This is a genomic window from Cellulomonas sp. KU4C (genome assembly GCF_056868065.1).
In genome coordinates, this window is the sequence record NZ_CP200322.1 from 3,691,201 (window position 1) to 3,707,825 (window position 16,625).

Below are 16,625 nucleotides of genomic sequence, written 5' to 3' on the forward strand. Positions count from 1 at the left end.
CGGGGGTGGACTCGGGCTGGGTGGCGGCGGGCGATGTCACCCCGCGAGTCTATCGAGGTGCGGCACCCCGTCCGGACTGCCTGGGGACGACGACCGGGGCCGTCGGCGCGTCGCGGTCAGGCGGCGCCCGCGACCCGCTGCCGCGAGCGCGCGACGCCGAGGGTGACGGCGGCGATGACGAGGCCGACGGCGGTCAGGCCCGCGCCGACCCAGGCCGGCGCGAGGTAACCGAGCCCGGCCGCGATGACGAGGCCCCCGGCCCACGCGCCCGCGGCGTTGCCGGCGTTCAGCGCGGAGTGGCACAGCGCCGCCCCGAGCGACGGCGCGGCGGGCGACAGGTCCATCAGCCACGCCTGCAGCGCCAGACCGAGCACCTGGGACGCGACGCCCAGCCCGACGATCGCGAGCACGCCCGGGACGAGCCACTGCCCGAGCACCGCGATCAGCACCAGCACGACGATCGTCGACGCGAACCCCAGCAGCAGCGTGCGCGGCACCGACCGGTCCGCGAGCCGGCCGCCGAGCAGCGTCCCCGCCGTCATCCCGACGCCGAACAGCGCGAGCACGATCGGCACGCTCGCCTCCGCGATGCCCGTGACGTCGGTGAGCAGCGGCGCGACGTAGGAGTAGACGGCGAACATGCCGCCGAACCCGATCGACCCCGCCGCGCACGCGACCCACAGCCGGCCGTTGCGCAGGGCGCCGACCTCGGACCGCACGCTCGCGCCGTCACGGACCGGCAGGCCCGGGATCCAGCGGAGCAGCGCGGCCAGCGTCAGCAGCCCCAGCACGCCGACCGCGACGAACGCCCAGCGCCAGCCGAACACCTGGCCGAGCACCGTGGACAACGGCACGCCGACGATGTTCGCGATCGTCAGGCCCGCCATCATCGTGGCGACGGCCTGACCGCGGCGGCCGGGGCCGGCGACGTGCGCGCCCATGACCGCGCCGACCCCGAAGAACGCGCCGTGCGGCAGCCCGGCGACGAACCGCGCCGCCACCAGCCAGCCGGCGGACGGCGCGAGCGCCGACAGCACGTTGCCGACCGTGAACGCCAGCATCAGCACGAGCAGCAGCCGGCGACGGTCCATCCGGGCGGCCGCCGCGATGAGCAGGGGCGCGCCGACGACCACGCCGAGCGCGTACGCGGTGATCACGTGGCCCGCCGACGGGATCGACACGTCCAGGTCGCTCGCGATCAGCGGCAGCAGCCCCATCGTCGCGAACTCGGTGGTGCCGATGCTGAACCCGCCGAGCGCGAGCGCGAGCAGCGGCAGCCGCGCGCGGCGTCGGACCAGGTGCGGGTCCAGGACGTCGGCGTCCGCGGGGCTGCTGCCCCGGGGGGTGGTGTCCATGTGCGCTCCCGCGTCGTCGGCTCGTCGGGCGCGCACGGCGGGGACGCGGACGCGCGTCGACGACCCCGGTGCGGCGCCGGTGTCCCGGTGGCGGCGACGGCGCGGCTCCGGTCCGGCCAACCCTACCGGCCGGTCAGCGCGCGTCGAGCAGCACCCAGATCGCCCGGGCCGCGACCTCGCCGAGCTCCACGGGGCGCGCGTCGTCGACCGGGACGTCGTCGTCGGCCCGGTCGTCGGCTCCGTCGTCGGCCCGGGCGCCGGCCCCGTCGTCCGCGCGCGGCGGTGCGACCCGCACGGCCGTCATCCCGGCGAAGTCCCGCCGCTCGACGACCTCCACCCGGGCGTCGAGCACCACGCCCACGGACGCGAGGTACCGCAGCAGCCCGGGGTCGGCGTCGGAGATCCGCGCGATCCGCCCCGTGCCGGACGCCAGCTCCCACAGCATGTCGGCGGCGGGCGCGGGCACGCTGCCGTCGGGCGCGGGGATCGGGTCGCCGTGCGGGTCGCGGGTCGGGTGCCCGAGGCGGGTGTCGATCCGCTCGACCATGAGGTCGGAGACGGCGTGCTCGAGCACCTCGGCCTCGTCGTGCACCTCGTCCCACGCGTAGCCCAGCTCGCTGACCAGGAACGTCTCGATGAGCCGGTGCCGGCGCACGACCTGCACGGCGTGCCGGACGCCCTCCGCGGTGAGCGTGATCGCCGCGTACGGCGCATGCTCCACGAGGCCCTGGTCGGCGAGGCGCCGGACGGTCTCGGAGACCGTGGAGGCGCCGACGCCCAGCCGCTCGGCGAGCATCTTCGTGGTCACCGGGGCGGTCGACCACTCCCGGGCGGTCCAGATCACCTTCAGGTAGTCCTGGGCGACGGCCGTCAGGTCGCTCGTCTCGCTCACGCGTCCAGGGTAGGGCCCGTGACCGGCCGGGTCCGGACGCGCCCGGCCTGCGCGGGGGTGTGGTACGAATCGCGGGAGCCGTCCGCGCAGGTCCGGCGGTCGGCACCCACCGGACGACAGGACGCCCGTGACCGCCGCCCGCACCGCCGACCCGCACCCGACCCGCCCGCACCCGACCCGCCCGCACCCGTCCGGCGCGCGCCCCGCCCTCGACGCCGTCCGCCGCGCCGGCGCCCCGGTCGCGCGCTGGTTCGCCCGCCGGGAGCTGTCCTGGTCCGGGATGCTCGGCGCGCTCGTCGGCCTCGCCGCGGCGATGACCCCCTCGCTGCTCCCCCGACCGACGCTCTACCTCGGCGTGCTCGCCGGCGTCGGGACCGTGCTCGGGTACGGGGGTGGGGTGCTCGTCGCCTGGGTCGTGCGCCGGACCGGCGTGCCGCTGCCGCGGGCCGCGTGGCGCCGGGTCGCCTGGCGCGTGCTGTCCTGGGCGGGTCCGGTGCTGGCGGTCGTGGTCGTGGCGGTCGGCGCGCGGTGGCAGGACGACGTGCGGGTGCTCGTCGGGGAGCCGCGGCGGACCTCGTCGGCGGTCGTGGTCGGGGTGATCGCCCTGGCCGTCGGCCTCGGGCTGCTCGCGCTCGCGCGGGCGCTGCGGCGGCTGTCCCAGCGGGTGGCCCGGGTGCTCGCCCGGTGGATCCCCGCGCCGGCCGCGTCGCTGGCCGGCGTCGTCCTGGTGACGCTGCTGGTCTACTGGCTGGCCGCGGGTGTGCTGTTCCGCGTCGTCGTGACGGTCGCCGACTCCGTGTACGCGGGTACGAACGCCGGCACGGACGCGGGCGTCGAGGAGGTCACGTCGCCGCTGCGGTCGGGGTCGCCCGACTCGGTGGTCACCTGGGACTCGCTGGGTCGCCAGGGCCGCACGTTCGTGGCCGGCGGGCCGTCCGCGGCGGCGATCGCCGACGTCACCCGGTCCGACGCGGTCGAGCCGATCCGGATCTACGCGGGCCTGGACTCCGCGGACGACGCCTCGGCGCGCGCGGCGCTGGTCGTCGAGGAGCTGGAGCGGACCGGGGCGTTCGACCGGTCGGTGCTCGTGGTCGCGGGCGCCACCGGGACGGGCTGGACCGAGCCGCAGCAGATGGCCGCCGTCGAGTACCTGTGGGGCGGCGACACCGCGATCGCGACGATGCAGTACTCGTTCCTGCCGAGCTGGATCTCGTTCCTGGTCGACGCCGACCGCGCGACCGAGGCCGGCCGGGCTGTTCGACGCCGTGCACGCCCGCTGGGCCGAGCTGCCCGAGGACGACCGGCCGCAGCTGATCTCGTACGGGCTCAGCCTCGGGTCGTTCGCGGCGCAGGCGCCGTTCGGCTCGGTCGGCGACCTGACCGCGCGCGTCGACGGGGCGCTGTACGTCGGCACGCCGAGCTTCACGCCGCTGTGGCGGACGGTGACCGCCGGCCGGGACGACGGCAGCCCGCAGTGGCAGCCGGTCGTCGACGGCGGGGAGACGGTGCGGTTCGGCTCCGACGCGCAGGACCTCGCGGCACCGGGCGGACAGGCCGGCGGCGACTGGGACGTGCCCCGGGTCGTCTACCTGCAGCACGCGTCCGACCCCGTGGTCTGGTGGTCGTGGGACCTGCTGACCCGGCAGCCCGACTGGCTGTCCGAGCCGCGCGGGCCGGACGTCTCGGGGCGCGTGCGGTGGTTCCCGGTGCTGACGTGGGCGCAGGTCACGGTCGACCAGTTCTTCGGCGTCAGCGTCCCCGACGGCCACGGCCACAACTACGCGAGCCAGATCGTCGGCGCGTGGTCCGACGTGACCGAGCCGCCGGGCTGGACCCCGGTGGAGCTGACGTCCCTCCAGCACCTCCTGGACGACACCCTCGAGCTCCCGACCCTCCCGGGCGCCTCGGTCGGCTGACGCGCGGCGCCGCCGCGCGCGAGGTCGAGGGTTTCACGCGAGGTCGAGGGTTTCAGCGCCCTCGTCCGTCACGAACCCTCGACCTCGGCGGCCGAGCGGGCGGCCGGGCCAGCGGGTCAGTGCTAGGCGTCGCGCCAGGTGGTCCAGCGCTCGACCAGGGAGAGGTCGTAGTCGGGGCCGCTGACGCCGACCGTGAAGAGGGTGACGCCCGCCTGGACCAGCGGGGCCGCGACCTCCTCCGGCGGGGCGCTCACGGCGACGCTGCGCTCGACCAGCGCCGCTGTGTCGCGGCCGACCGCGGCGCCGTGCTCGTCGAGGATCGCGCTCTTGCGGGTCAGCGTGTCCAGGTCGCCGAACGAGTGCCACGCGTCCGCGTGCTCCGCCACGACGCGCAGGGTCTTCTTCTCGCCGCCACCGCCGATCAGCACGGGGATCTCCCGGGTCGGCGCGGGGTTGCCCGCGGCGAGCCGGGCCTTGATCCGGGGCAGGGCGGCAGCGAGGTCCGCGATCCGCGAGCCGGCGGTGCCGAACTCGTAGCCGAACCGGTCGTAGTCCTTCTCGAACCAACCGGCGCCGATGCCGAGGATCAGCCGGCCGCCGCTGATGTGGTCGACCGTGCGGGCCATGTCGGCGAGCAGCTCGGGGTTGCGGTACGAGTTGCACGTCACGAGCGCGCCGATCTCGACCCGGCTGGTCTGCTCCGCCCACGCGCCGAGCATGGTCCAGCACTCGAAGTGCTTGCCGTCCGGGTCGCCGGACAGCGGGAAGAAGTGGTCCCAGTTGAAGACCACGTCCACGCCGAGGTCCTCGGCGCGGCGGACCGCGTCCCGGATCTGCGCGTAGTCGGCGTGCTGGGGCTGGATCTGGACTCCGATGCGGAGGGGTCGCGTCATGGCAGCACGGTACGACTCCGACCGGCCCGGCGCCGCGTGCCGTCTACGCTGGCGGTCGCGCCGGCCCGGCGCGCGCCTGCTCACGACCCCGGAGGTCCCCATGCCCGCCGCAGACACCACCGCGCCCGTCCCCCTGCGCTGGGTCGGCCCGGTCCGGGTGAGCGGCAACGTCATGGAGGGCGAGACCGAGGTGCCGCTCGCGACGTACGAGTCGCCGCTGTGGCCGTCGGTGCGCCGCGGCGCGCGGATCTCGACGATGGTCGAGGGCGGCATCCGGGCGACGCTGGTCGACGAGCGGATGTCGCGGTCGGTGCTGTTCGAGGCCGACGACGCGGGGGTCGCGCTGGCGGCGGTGCAGCACCTCACCGCGCACCGGGCGGACCTCGAGGCGGTGGTCGCGGGCAGCAGCCGGTTCGCGCGGCTGATCGACGTGCACCACCAGATCGCCGGGAACCTGCTGTTCGTGCGGTTCGAGCTGACCACCGGCGACGCCTCGGGCCACAACATGGTGACGAACGCGTCCGAGAAGCTGATGGACCACGTGCTCGCGGCCGTGCCCGGGCTGCGGTACGGCTCGATCTCCGGCAACTACTGCTCGGACAAGAAGGCCACCGCGGTCAACGGCATCCTCGGCCGCGGCAAGAACGTCGTGACCGAGATCGTGATCCCCCGCCGCCTCGTGGAGCGGTTCCTGCACACCACCCCCGAGGCGGTCGTGCAGCTGAACATCCGCAAGAACCTGATCGGCACGATGCTCGCGGGCGGGCTCCGGTCGGCGAACGCGCACTACGCGAACATGCTCCTGGCGTTCTACCTGGCCACCGGCCAGGACGCGGCGAACATCGTCGAGGGCTCGCAGGGCCTCACCCACGCCGAGGTCCGCGACGGCGACCTGTACTTCTCCTGCACCCTGCCGAACCTCATCGTCGGGACGGTCGGCAACGGCAAGGGCCTGGACTTCGTCGAGGAGAACCTCACGCGGCTGGGCTGCCGCGAGGACCGCGAGCCCGGCGCGAACTCCCGCCGCCTGGCGGTGCTGTGCGCGGCGACGGTGCTCTGCGGCGAGCTGTCGCTGATGGCCGCGCAGACCAACCCCGGCGAGCTGATGGCCGCGCACCTCACCCTGGAGCGGGGCCGGCCCGCGCAGGGCTGACGCACCCGATGTGACCGCGTTCACGAACGGGATGAAACCGGGCGTGGCGCGCGTTCCGTGAGAGGCGCGTGAAGAGCCCCGACCCTCGCTGGTCGCGGCCCGCGCGCGGGGCTACAGTCGTCCGGGCCTCGCGTGGGCGCCGGCTCGCGCCGCAGCGTCCCCCTCCCCGGGGCCCGTCGGCCGGGTCACCACCCAGGACGGCGCCCCGCCCGAGAGGATCCACCCCGACATGCAGCTCGGCATCGACGACCTGGCCTTCGCGACCGCGGACCGGTACCTCGACCTGGCGAACCTGGCCCCCGTGCACGGCGTCGAGGCCGCCAAGTACACCGTCGGCCTGGGTCAGGACCGGATGAGCGTGTGCGCCCCCGACGAGGACGTCGTGACGCTGGCCGCCGCCGCCGCGCTGCCGCTGGTCGAGCACCTCTCCGACGACGACCGTGCCGCGATCCGCACGGTGCTGCTCGCCACCGAGTCCGGCATCGACCAGTCGAAGTCCGCGGGCGTCTACGTCCACCGCCTGCTCGGCCTGTCGTCCGCCGCCCGCGTCGTCGAGCTGAAGCAGGCCTGCTACGCCGGGACGTCCGCGCTGCAGATGGCGCTCGCGCTCGTGGCGCGCAACCCCGAGCAGAAGGTCCTCGTGATCTGCTCCGACGTCGCCCGCTACGACGTCGGCTCCTCCGGCGAGCCGACCCAGGGCTGCGGCGCCGTCGCGATGCTCGTCACCGCGAACCCGCGCCTCGTCGCCGTCGAGCCGACGTCCGGGCTGCACACCACCGACGTCATGGACTTCTGGCGACCCAACTACCGCACCACCGCCGTCGTCGACGGCCGGCTGTCCCTGCGGGCGTACACGGACTCCCTCAGCGGCGCGTGGGCGGACCACCAGGCGCAGGGCGGCCCCGCCTTCGGCGACATCGACGCGTTCGTCTACCACCAGCCGTTCACCAAGATGGCGGTCAAGGCGCACGCGCACCTGACCCGCCTGGTCGGGGCGCCGCGCGACGCCGAGGTGATGGACGCCCAGATCGCCGACTCGCTGCGCTACAACCGCGAGATCGGGAACTCCTACACCGCGTCGATGTACATCGGCCTGGTGTCGCTGCTCGAGCACGCCGCGGACGACCTGTCCGGCTCGCGGATCGGGTTCTTCAGCTACGGCTCGGGTGCGGTCGGTGAGTTCTTCACGGGCGTCGTCCAGCCCGGCTACCGCGACCACCTGCGCACCGCGGCGCACCGGCGTCTGCTCGACGACCGCCTCGAGGTCTCGCACGCCGAGTACCTGGACATCGTCGCGCCGGTGAACCCCGTCGACGGCGGCGACCACCACGTCGACCAGGTGACCCGGGGCCCGTTCCGGCTCGCGGCGATCACCGGGCACCAGCGGCTGTACGAGCGCAGCGCCGTCGCGGACGCCGCCGTCGCCTGACCCGCGGGACCCTGACCCGCGGGACCTTGTGCCCTCGTCCGGGGCGTCGCCCGGTGCTGCCATGACGGGATGGTCCCCGCGTCGCACGTCGACCTCGCCTGGATCCCGCTCGGGGCCGACGGGTCACCGCTGGTCCGCCTGAGCGGCCGCGCCTACGAGCACCTGCACGCCCGGCGGGAGCACCGTCCGGCGGCGCCGCTGGTGCACGCGGCCCTGGTCGGGTCGCTCGACGGCGAGCGGTTCGCCGTCGAGATGACGCCCGTCTGGGGCAACGGCCCGGGCGACCCCGCGGACCGGGGTGTCGTGCGCCAGGGTCCCGTCGGGCTGCGGCCGCTGGGCCGGTCGCGGTTCTTCCGCTACGAGGTGCGGCGCTGGTACGACGGCACCGTCCCCGACCTGCCGCACGCGGTCGCGGTCCGGCGGGTCGCGACCGGGCGGGCGCGCACGGCGACGCTGCTGGCCGCCGTCGCGGACGTCCCGGACCTGGTGTGGGGCCGCGACGAGCTGCGCTGCGGCGACATGTGGACGTCGAACTCGCTGGTGTCGTTCCTGCTGCTCCGGGCCGGGCTGGACGTCGTCGAGCTCCGCCCGCCGGCGGGTGGCCGGGCACCGGGCTGGCGCGCGGGGGTGGCGGCGGCGCTGCGCCGCCCGGAGGCCGACGACCCCCGGCACTCCCCCCGTGCTACTGGTAGGTGACCAGGTCCGGGACCGGCTGCACCTGCCACGTCTGCGCCGGGTCGAGCATCGGCGTGTCCTCGTCGTAGAAGTTCTTCCAGCCCCAGTGCACCGGCGGCGCGCCCTGGCGCAGCGCCGCCCAGGTGCCGGCCTTCGCGGGCTGCGAGCCCTGGCCGTCGGCGTGGATGATCACCGCCAGCTCGTCGTGGCTCGTGTCGAGACGCTCCCGCTCGGCGATCATCCGCAGCGAGAACTGGTGCAGCAGGAACATCTTCTGGGGCAGCTGCCGCTCCCGGGTGAACTGGGCGAGCCACGCCGCGGTCGCGTTGACCTCGTCCACCCCCACCGAGCCGATCTGGCGCAGGTGCACCTGGTCGGGCTGCAACCGCCACTCCGGGTCCAGCGCCAGGCCCACGTGCGGGTACGCCAGCAGGTCCGCGTACCGCTGCGCCTGGGTGAGGAAGTCCGTCCGCCCGGGCTGGAGGTCGATGACGACCGCCTGGCCCGCCTCCGCCGCGGCCTCGACCAGCGGGCGCAGCTCGTCCACCGACCGCCCCCGCGAGTACGAGCCGTCGGGCTCGGGCGCCGCGGACGCGACCGTCGCGATGATCTCCAGGGTCGGGACCACGGTGTCGTCGGTCATCGCGTCGTAGGGCGCCGCGGTCTGCTGCGCCCGGGCGATCGTCGCGGGGACGTCCTGCTCCCCCAGCACCCCGAGCGCCGGCGTGCCCGGCGTCCCGTACAGGGCGATGTACCGCTTCGCGTGCAGCCCCGGCGCGGACCCGGCGACCGGGAAGACCAGCTGGCCGCCGCCCGGCAGCTCCACGCCCGTCGCGGCCGACGCCACCCGGGGGCCGAGCAGCTCGGCGGCCCCGAACGTGCTGCCGACCGCGAGGACGGTCGACACGCCCGTCAGCGCCTGCACCGTGGCGGGCGTCGCGCGCGGGTCGCCGCCCGGGACGTCCACGACCGGCACCCCGGCGGCCCGCGCCGTCGCGGCGGCGACGGTGGCCGCGGCGGACCCTGTGACCGAGTCGACCAGCAGGGCCGCGTGCTCGACCTCGGCGGGCGGCTCGACCGTGGTGCCCTCGGCGCCGAGCCCGCCGGTGGTGCTCGGAGCGGTGGACGGGCCGTCGGTCACGGGCGCGGACGCCTCGGGGGCGGGTGCCTCCGAGTCGTCGGACACCAGCAGCGGGGTCGCGGGCCGGGTGAGCGCCGCGACGGCCGCGGTGAGCGCCGTCGGCGCCACGTCCTGCCGGTCGCCGACGTCCACGCCGAGGTCCGCGAGCGCGTCGGCGTCGTCGACCGCGTGGGTCCGCAGGTCCGCGGGCAGGCCGTCGAGGTCCGCGTCGCCGACCACCACGGCCTCGGTGCTGCCGAGACGCGCGACCTCCTCCGCGGTGCCCGGTGCGCCGGCGACGAGCAGCGGCGCGCCCAGCCCCACCGCGGCCGTCGCCGCCGGACCCAGCAGCGTCGCGTCCTCCCCGGCGACCAGCACCGCCACCGGGGCCTCGTCGAACAGCGCACCGCTCACCACCACGGCGGTCTCGCCCGCGCTCGCGTCCGGGACGACCGTCACGGGCGCCTCGGGGAGCGTCACCGTGGCCCGCAGCACCGCGGGGGTCGGGCTCGGCGACGGGCTCGCGTCGTCGGTCGCGCCGCCGGTGCACGCGACCAGCAGGCCGAGCACGGCGACCACGGCGGCCAGGCCCCGCGCGCGGCGGCGTGCGGGTGCGGGGCGGGACGTGGACGAGGGGGCGGGTGCGTCGGGCACGGGTCTCCAGGGCCGGGAGCAGGGGGTCGGCGTCCACTCTAGGCACCGGCGCCGACACGCCGCTCGGCCGGCCACGGCCGGCCCGCGGGAGCGCGACGTCGGCGCACGCGGGATGATCGTCCCCATGACCTCGGAGCACAGCACCGCCGGCGCGTACGTGACGTCCGGCGAGGAGTTCGTCCGCGACCAGAGCTACATCACCACCCGGATCACCGCGGACAGTCGCGACGGCTACCCCGTCGAGGCGGGCCGCTACCGCCTCGTGGTCTCGCGCGCGTGCCCGTGGGCGAACCGCGCGATCATCGTGCGGCGCCTGCTCGGGCTCGAGGACGCGATCTCGCTCGGCGTGTGCGGGCCGACCCACGACGCGCGCTCGTGGACGTTCGACCTGGACCCCGGCGGCGTCGACCCGGTGCTCGGCATCCCGCGCATCCAGGACGCCTACCTCCGGCGGTTCCCGGACTACCCGAAGGGCATCACCGTCCCCGCGATCGTCGACGTGCCGACCGGCGCGGTCGTCACCAACGACTACGCGCAGCTGACGCTGGACCTGTCGACCGAGTGGACCGCGCACCACCGCGCGGGCGCGCCGGACCTCTACCCCGAGCACCTGCGGGACGAGATCGACCAGGTCGCCCGGGCGGTGTTCACCGACGTGAACAACGGCGTCTACCGGTGCGGGTTCGCCGGGTCGCAGGAGGCGTACGAGAAGGCGTACCGGCGGCTGTTCTCCCGCCTGGACCGGCTCGAGGAGAGGCTGTCCGGCCAGCGGTACCTGGTCGGGGACACGATCACCGAGGCCGACGTGCGGCTGTTCACGACGCTGGTGCGGTTCGACGCGGTCTACCACGGCCACTTCAAGTGCAACCGGAACAAGCTGACCGAGATGCCGGTCCTGTGGGCCTACGCCCGGGACCTGTTCCAGACCCCGGGCTTCGGCGACACGGTCGACTTCGACCACATCAAGCGGCACTACTACGTGGTGCACGAGGACATCAACCCGACGCAGATCGTCCCCGCGGGGCCCGACCTGCGCGGCTGGCTGACCCCGCACGGCCGCGAGGCGCTGGGGGGCCGCCCGTTCGGCGACGGCACCCCGCCGCCCCCGCCCCGCGAGCCCGAGCGCGTCGACCCGACCCACACCCCGGAGGGCTGACGAGCTCGAGGTCGAGGGTTTCGCGCACGAGGGTGCCCTGAAACCCTCGACCTCGAGGCAAACCCTCGACCTCGGCTGGCGAGTCGAGCGGGGTGGGGGTGGGTCAGGCCGCGGGGCGGACGCGGACGACGTTGCGCCACGGGTCGTCGAACGTGACCGTCGCGCCGTCGTCGCGCACCGCGACGCCGTGCGACGTGAGCCGCTCGCGCAGGGCGCCGACGTCGTCGGTCCCGGGGACCACCAGGGTGACCTCGCCGAGGCCCAGGCTGGAGGCGCGCGGGCCCGCGCCGGCCGAGTTCCAGGTGTTCATCGCCATGTGGTGGTGGTAGCCGCCGGCGGACACGAACAGCGCGCCGTGCCACTCGGCCATCACGTCGAACCCGAGCGCGTCGACGTAGAACGCGCGCGCCCCGGCGACGTCGCCGACCTGCAGGTGCACGTGCCCGACGACGGGCCGGCCCGCGGGGGCGGCGAGCGCGGCGTCGGTGACGTGGCCGCGGATGAACTCGTTCGGGTCGAGCCGCAGCGAGTCCATCTGCACGCGCCCCTCGGCGTCGTAGCCCCACAGCTCGCGGGCGCGGTCCCAGTACAGCTCGACGCCGTTGCCCTCGGGGTCGGTGAGGTAGAACGCCTCGGACACCAGGTGGTCGGCGCTGCCGACGAACGTCTGCGGGGCGCGCGAGGCGACGGACGCGAGGGTGGCCGCGAGCGCCTCCTGGGTGTCGAACAGGATCGCGGTGTGGAACAGCCCGGCCTGGCCGCGGCTGGTGGGCGGCAGGTCGGGCGTGTGGCGCAGCACCATCAGGGGCAGGGTGCCGCGGCCGAGCACGACGACGTCGGGGCGGCCGACGCCCTCGATCCGCTCGTCGGGCCGCTCGACGACCTCGAGGCCGATCACGTCGCGGTAGTACCGGACCTGGAGGTCGAGGTCCGCGACCAGGAGGGTCACCGGACCCATCGCGGTGTCGGCGGCGAGGCGGTCCTGGGCGTGGGCGGGGGTCACGAGGCTCATGATCGCTACAATAGTTGATCCTTCAATCTTTGACCAGGCGTGCGTCGACCACCGCGGGCCTGCGGGTGGGAACGGGTGCGGTCAGCCCCGGTGCTGCACGTCGTTGCGGCCGAAGTCGGTGAGGAACCGCGGGCCCCGGGCGTCGAGCTCGCGCGCGAACTCCGCCGCCCAGCCGGTGTACGGCGCGCGGGCCAGCCCGTCGTTCGCGAACCGGGCGTCGTCGGTGACCTCGGTCTCGCAGAACGCCGGGATCTGCAGGTCCGTGACCGGGCCGGAGCGCTCGCACTCGGCGATCACCAGCGGGGCGTTCGCGCCGCCGAACACGTCGACCACCCAGCCGTCGGCGCCCAGCCACACCGAGTACCGGTTCTTCACGATCCGCAGCCCGCCGCGGCGGATCATCTCGATCCCCACCGTGACGTCGATCTCCCGCTCGGCCTCGTACCGGGTGCCGACGTTCATCGGGCCCTTCAGCGTCACCGCGCAGAACTCGAACGCGTCGCCGACCTCGTCGAGCACCGCCAGCGGGTCGGCGTCCGGCCCGAGCGCGACCCGCAGGCCCGACGCCTGGACGCGCAGCCGCATCGCGTACCCGTCCTGGGCGAGGAAGTACGACTGCACGATCAGCACCGGGTCGGGCTCGGACAGCAGCTCCGCGGGCGGCGTGCGCACGAAGAACCGGCGCTCGAACTCGAAGTCGCCGTACCCGGTGTCGCTCACCGTGGGCCCTTCCTCGCGCTGGTCACGGCGGCGCCGAGGACGCGCCGCACACCGTCACGGTACGCGACGCGGCCCGCACCCCGCGGGACCCCGGCCCGCGACCTCGCCGGCTCAGGGCGCCCGCAGGTCCATCCCCAGGGTGAGCCCCCAGTCGTGCGTCGCCACCGGCCGGAACCCGACCCGGTCGTAGAAGGCGATCGCCCCGGTGTTCGCCGCCGACACCCCGAGGTGCAGCCCCGGGACGCCGCGCTCGCGCAGGGCCGCCGCGAGCGTCGCGATCAGCGTCCGGCCCAGCCCCCTGCCCTGCGCGTGCGGGAGCAGGTCGATGTGCAGGTGCGCCGGGTACGCGTCGGTGACCGCGGGGTCGTAGGTCGCCCCGTCGTGCACCACCCGCAGCAGCTCGTGGTCGCGGCGGGAGTCGTCGACGACGTCCGGACGCGGCAGCCGCTCCCGCAGCGCCGGCCACCAGGAGCCCTCCTGCCAGCGGGCGAACGCCTGCGAGTCGGCCGTCCCGACGACGTACCCGGCGACGGCACCCGCGTCGTCGGTGACCACCCAGGTCAGCCCGGGGTCGGCGACCGGGTACGGCCCGGCGTACACGTGCCCGAGCAGGTCCGGGTCGCGGTAGACCCCCGTGGCGTCGGACCCGGCGTCGCCCGTCAGCAGGCACACCCGGTACATCCCCGGCAGGTCGCAGGTGGCGAACGCTCTCAGCCGCATGCCCCGACCCTACGCACCGCGGACCCCGGTCAGGCCTCGAACCGGGCGGGGCCGTCCAGCGCGAGGCCCGCGGCGACGCGGGCGCGCATCTCGGCGGACATCTCCGGGAGGGCGCCCACGGGGTACCAGCGGGCCTCGGTGTTCTCGCCGTCGCCCGGGCCGGGCTCGCCGGAGACCCAGCGGAACCGGAACGTCAGGTCGAGGTACTGCGACCGGTCGCCGTTCGCGTAGGTCATCGGCGGCAGCGTGTGCACCCACGCCAGGCGCTCCGCCACGGCCACGACCTCGGTCTCCTCCAGCACCTCGCGGGCGCCGGCGACGGCGGGCTCCTCGCCCGGGTCGATGATCCCGGTCACCGGGGTCCACGCCCCGTTGTCCGCGCGGCGGACCAGCAGCACCTCGTCGCCGTCGACCCCGGGGCGGACGACGACCGCGCTCACCCCCGACAGCCAGAGCAGCTCGTGGCCGATCTTCTCGCGCAGGTCCAGGACGAAGTCAGGGGTGGGCACGCGCCCGATCGTACGGGTGCCCGGCCGACCGGTCCGACGTCGGGGTCAGACCTCGTCGCGCCAGCTGTGCTGCGGCTCGAAGCCCAGGAGCTCGCGCGCCGCGTCGATCGCCAGCAACGTCTCGTAGGTCCCGAGCTCGCGACGGACCTCGACGCCCGGGAACTCGGCCGCCAGCAGCTCGGCCGACGGCGTGTCCATGATCGTGTCCGCCGCCGCGATGATGACGTTCTGCGACCCGGTGGTCTCGGCCTCGAGCGCCAGCCGGAACGCCGTCGCCGCGTCGCGCGCGTCGATGTAGCCCCACAGGTTCCACCGGCGCAGCGCGGGGTCGCCGTGGAACGACCGCACCCGCGCGTAGGCCTCGACCGGGAACACGTTGGACAGCCGCAGCCCGACGAACGGGATGCCCGACCACGCCGACACCTGCGCGGCGACGTCCTCGCTGAGCACCTTGGACAGCGCGTACGTGGTCGTCGGGTACGGGTAGTGCGCCTCGTCGACCGGCGCGTACCGGGGCGGGACGTCGAACGGCAGCCCCAGGGTGGTCTCGCTCGACGCCCAGGCGACCTTGCGCAGCCCGAGGCGCTGCGCGGCGAGGAACACGTTGTCGTTCGCCGCGAGGTTGCGGTTCAGCGTGTCCGCGGGGTTCTCCATCCCGGGCTGCGGGATGTTGGCGAGGTGCACCACCGCGGTGCAGCCCGCGAGCGCCTCGACGGCCTGCCCGTAGTCGGTCAGGTCGGCGCGCATCACGTCGACGCCGATCCCCGCCCGCTCCCCGAACGGGCCCTGCGCGTCGGTCGCGTGCACCCCGTACCCGTGCGCGACGAGGTCCTCCACCACCGCGCGGCCCACCTTGCCCAGCGCGCCGGTCACGGCGACGGTCTCGGTCATGCGGGCCATCCTCGCCCGCCCGGCGGTCGGCGTCCACAGGGGCGGCGCGCTGCACCGCGCGCGGCGCACGCACGCGTTGACGCGTCCCGGGCGATGCTGCATCGTGGGCCGGGATGAGCCCGGACCCCGCCGCCGAGCTGCGGACGCTGCACACCGTGCGGCTGCTGGGGTTCGCCGAGACGGCCGAGGTCGCGGCCCGGACCGGCCTCGACGCCGCGGGGGTGCGCGAGCAGCTGCTGGACCACGAGGCGCTCGGCCGGGTCACCCGCCCGGCCGGCGCGGGGACGGACGGCTGGGCGGTCACCGACGCCGGCCGCGTGCACGACGACCGCCTGCTGGCCGCCGAGCTCGCCGCGACCCCGGGCGCCGCCGACGCCCTGCGGGCCGCGTACGCCGAGCTCCGGCCGCTGGACGCCCGTCTGCGACACGCCTGCACCGACTGGCAGCTCCGCCCGACCGACGCCGACCCGTTCGCGGCGAACGACCACACCGACACGACGTGGGACGCGACGCTGCTCGTCGAGCTCGTGTCGATCCGCCGGTCGCTGCGCCCGCTGGCCGCGTGGCTGACGGCGACGCTCCCCCGGTTCGACGGCTACGCCGACCGGTTCGCCCACGCCCTCGACCGGGCGCTCGGCGGGGACCCGGCCTGGGTGACCGGCGCGGGGGTGGACTCCTGCCACGCGGTGTGGTCCGAGCTGCACGACGACCTGGTGACGACGCTCGGCCTCGCCGACGCCTGACCCGGGCGCGACCTCAGGACGCGCCAGGCGGGCCCTCGGTGCGCCGCGGGGGCCGCCCGAGCAGCCGGAGCCGCCCGGCCTCCCCCGCCAGCTCCGCCCGCGCGCGCGGCACCGACCGGTAGTGCTCGAGCGCGAGCAGCACCGCCCGGGCGTCGACCGGGAACGCCGGCCCCGGCACCTCCACGCACAGGTCGGGCCCGCGGCGCGGGGTCAGCAGCCGCCGGCGACCCCGGTGCCGCCACGACGCGGCGCGCTCGGAGCCGCGCGCCCGGACCACCGCCCACTGCTCGACGTGGTCGATCTCCAGCTGGTCGACGTCCGCCCAGTCGAGCCAGTCGTCGCCCGCGAGCCCGCTGACCCCGATCCCCCGGGGCGACAGCACCAGGCGCAGCGGCCGTCGGAAGCTCGAGCACCTTGTCCGGCACCGCCGGCACGAACGGCGCGACCACCACCAGCGGCACCCACCAGAACGACTCGCCGTTGACCGCGAACACCACCGTGAGCTGCACCGCCAGGAACGCGACGACCGCGGCCACGAGCAGCGGCTGCCGGTGGAACGTCGTCCGCCACGCCAGGACGACGGCCCGCTCGCCGTCGACCGTCTCCACGGTCACCCGCTCGTCGTCGCTCCACGGGACCCGCAGGTAGTTGCGGTAGAAGGTCACCGTCACCACGGCCCACAGCACGCCCGCGACGCCGGCGCCGACCCGTCCCGCGTCGCTGAGCGTCGACCCCGCGCCCGGCGGGGGCACCAGGCCCGTGGGCAGCGCGAGCAGCCACCCGGACA

The 16,625-nt window shown here is 75.5% G+C and carries 15 protein-coding genes and 1 pseudogene; 6 read left to right on the forward strand and 10 right to left on the reverse strand.

All coding sequences use genetic code 11. From position 1 onward, the window contains the following. Window positions 1-116: 116 nt before the first annotated feature. Both AC1VL8_RS17540 and AC1VL8_RS17545 read right to left on the reverse strand, forming a co-directional pair. On the reverse strand, window positions 117-1,355 hold the full coding sequence (locus AC1VL8_RS17540; RefSeq protein ID WP_483076056.1) for an MFS transporter: 1,239 nt from the start codon (window positions 1,353-1,355) through the stop codon (window positions 117-119). 133 nt (window positions 1,356-1,488) lie between these two features. Continuing rightward, the gene (locus tag AC1VL8_RS17545; RefSeq protein WP_483076057.1) at window positions 1,489-2,247 is read right to left on the reverse strand and encodes a metal-dependent transcriptional regulator; all 759 of its coding nucleotides are present in this window, start codon (window positions 2,245-2,247) and stop codon (window positions 1,489-1,491) included. A gap of 313 nt (window positions 2,248-2,560) precedes the next feature. Here AC1VL8_RS17545 and AC1VL8_RS17550 point away from each other — a divergent pair. After that, a pseudogene (locus tag AC1VL8_RS17550) lies at window positions 2,561-4,163 on the forward strand (alpha/beta hydrolase). 122 nt (window positions 4,164-4,285) lie between these two features. On the opposite strand, the gene AC1VL8_RS17555 reads toward AC1VL8_RS17550, so the two are convergent. Then, complete coding sequence (locus AC1VL8_RS17555; protein WP_483076058.1) at window positions 4,286-5,056, reverse strand: LLM class F420-dependent oxidoreductase; 771 nt, start codon at window positions 5,054-5,056, stop codon at window positions 4,286-4,288. A gap of 100 nt (window positions 5,057-5,156) precedes the next feature. On the opposite strand from AC1VL8_RS17555, the gene AC1VL8_RS17560 reads away from it, so the two are divergent. The 3 genes from AC1VL8_RS17560 (at window position 5,157) to AC1VL8_RS17570 (ending at window position 8,334) form a co-directional block, all read left to right on the forward strand. Continuing rightward, complete coding sequence (locus AC1VL8_RS17560) at window positions 5,157-6,209, forward strand: hydroxymethylglutaryl-CoA reductase (RefSeq protein WP_483076059.1); 1,053 nt, start codon at window positions 5,157-5,159, stop codon at window positions 6,207-6,209. Window positions 6,210-6,438: 229 nt separating this feature from the next. Next, window positions 6,439-7,638 (forward strand): hydroxymethylglutaryl-CoA synthase, encoded by a 1,200-nt coding sequence (locus AC1VL8_RS17565; RefSeq protein WP_483076060.1) that lies wholly within the window; start codon window positions 6,439-6,441, stop codon window positions 7,636-7,638. 69 nt (window positions 7,639-7,707) lie between these two features. Continuing rightward, window positions 7,708-8,334, forward strand: coding sequence for a hypothetical protein (locus AC1VL8_RS17570; protein WP_483076061.1), 627 nt, complete (start codon window positions 7,708-7,710; stop codon window positions 8,332-8,334). Here the strand turns inward: AC1VL8_RS17570 and AC1VL8_RS17575 are convergent. Then, a complete protein-coding gene (locus AC1VL8_RS17575) occupies window positions 8,321-10,087 on the reverse strand; it encodes a hypothetical protein (protein ID WP_483076062.1) in 1,767 nt (588 codons plus the stop codon). The genes AC1VL8_RS17570 and AC1VL8_RS17575 overlap by 14 nt on opposite strands. A gap of 124 nt (window positions 10,088-10,211) precedes the next feature. Here AC1VL8_RS17575 and AC1VL8_RS17580 point away from each other — a divergent pair, with 124 nt between their 5' ends. After that, window positions 10,212-11,243 carry a glutathione S-transferase family protein gene (locus AC1VL8_RS17580; protein ID WP_483076063.1) on the forward strand — a complete coding sequence of 344 codons (1,032 nt, stop codon included), beginning with the start codon at window positions 10,212-10,214 and terminating at the stop codon, window positions 11,241-11,243. A gap of 103 nt (window positions 11,244-11,346) precedes the next feature. Here AC1VL8_RS17580 and AC1VL8_RS17585 read toward each other — a convergent pair whose 3' ends face one another. From AC1VL8_RS17585 to AC1VL8_RS17605, 5 genes are all read right to left on the reverse strand, one after another. After that, window positions 11,347-12,255 carry a VOC family protein gene (locus AC1VL8_RS17585; protein ID WP_389235215.1) on the reverse strand — a complete coding sequence of 303 codons (909 nt, stop codon included), beginning with the start codon at window positions 12,253-12,255 and terminating at the stop codon, window positions 11,347-11,349. 81 nt (window positions 12,256-12,336) lie between these two features. Beyond that, complete coding sequence (locus tag AC1VL8_RS17590; protein ID WP_483076064.1) at window positions 12,337-12,975, reverse strand: CYTH domain-containing protein; 639 nt, start codon at window positions 12,973-12,975, stop codon at window positions 12,337-12,339. A gap of 111 nt (window positions 12,976-13,086) precedes the next feature. Next, entirely contained in the window at window positions 13,087-13,695 is a 609-nt protein-coding gene (locus AC1VL8_RS17595) for a GNAT family N-acetyltransferase (protein ID WP_483076065.1), read from the reverse strand. A gap of 29 nt (window positions 13,696-13,724) precedes the next feature. Next, on the reverse strand, window positions 13,725-14,204 hold the full coding sequence (locus AC1VL8_RS17600; protein WP_483076066.1) for an NUDIX hydrolase: 480 nt from the start codon (window positions 14,202-14,204) through the stop codon (window positions 13,725-13,727). Window positions 14,205-14,249: 45 nt separating this feature from the next. Next, window positions 14,250-15,095 (reverse strand): NAD-dependent epimerase/dehydratase family protein, encoded by an 846-nt coding sequence (locus tag AC1VL8_RS17605; RefSeq protein WP_483076067.1) that lies wholly within the window; start codon window positions 15,093-15,095, stop codon window positions 14,250-14,252. A gap of 113 nt (window positions 15,096-15,208) precedes the next feature. Here AC1VL8_RS17605 and AC1VL8_RS17610 point away from each other — a divergent pair, with 113 nt between their 5' ends. After that, window positions 15,209-15,838 (forward strand): transcriptional regulator, encoded by a 630-nt coding sequence (locus tag AC1VL8_RS17610; protein WP_483076068.1) that lies wholly within the window; start codon window positions 15,209-15,211, stop codon window positions 15,836-15,838. Window positions 15,839-15,851: 13 nt separating this feature from the next. Here the strand turns inward: AC1VL8_RS17610 and AC1VL8_RS17615 are convergent, their stop codons facing one another. Then, a complete protein-coding gene (locus tag AC1VL8_RS17615) occupies window positions 15,852-16,220 on the reverse strand; it encodes a hypothetical protein (RefSeq protein WP_483076069.1) in 369 nt (122 codons plus the stop codon). Window positions 16,221-16,625 lie beyond the last annotated feature (405 nt).

Coding starts and splice junctions, on each gene's coding strand:
- AC1VL8_RS17610 (WP_483076068.1), top strand. CDS start 15,209: ATGAGCCCGGACCCCGCCGCCGAGCTGCGGACGCTGCACACCGTGCGG.
- AC1VL8_RS17580 (WP_483076063.1), top strand. CDS start 10,212: ATGACCTCGGAGCACAGCACCGCCGGCGCGTACGTGACGTCCGGCGAG.
- AC1VL8_RS17605 (WP_483076067.1), bottom strand. CDS start 15,095: ATGACCGAGACCGTCGCCGTGACCGGCGCGCTGGGCAAGGTGGGCCGC.
- AC1VL8_RS17540 (WP_483076056.1), bottom strand. CDS start 1,355: ATGGACACCACCCCCCGGGGCAGCAGCCCCGCGGACGCCGACGTCCTG.
- AC1VL8_RS17570 (WP_483076061.1), top strand. CDS start 7,708: ATGGTCCCCGCGTCGCACGTCGACCTCGCCTGGATCCCGCTCGGGGCC.
- AC1VL8_RS17585 (WP_389235215.1), bottom strand. CDS start 12,255: ATGAGCCTCGTGACCCCCGCCCACGCCCAGGACCGCCTCGCCGCCGAC.
- AC1VL8_RS17565 (WP_483076060.1), top strand. CDS start 6,439: ATGCAGCTCGGCATCGACGACCTGGCCTTCGCGACCGCGGACCGGTAC.
- AC1VL8_RS17555 (WP_483076058.1), bottom strand. CDS start 5,056: ATGACGCGACCCCTCCGCATCGGAGTCCAGATCCAGCCCCAGCACGCC.
- AC1VL8_RS17595 (WP_483076065.1), bottom strand. CDS start 13,695: ATGCGGCTGAGAGCGTTCGCCACCTGCGACCTGCCGGGGATGTACCGG.
- AC1VL8_RS17560 (WP_483076059.1), top strand. CDS start 5,157: ATGCCCGCCGCAGACACCACCGCGCCCGTCCCCCTGCGCTGGGTCGGC.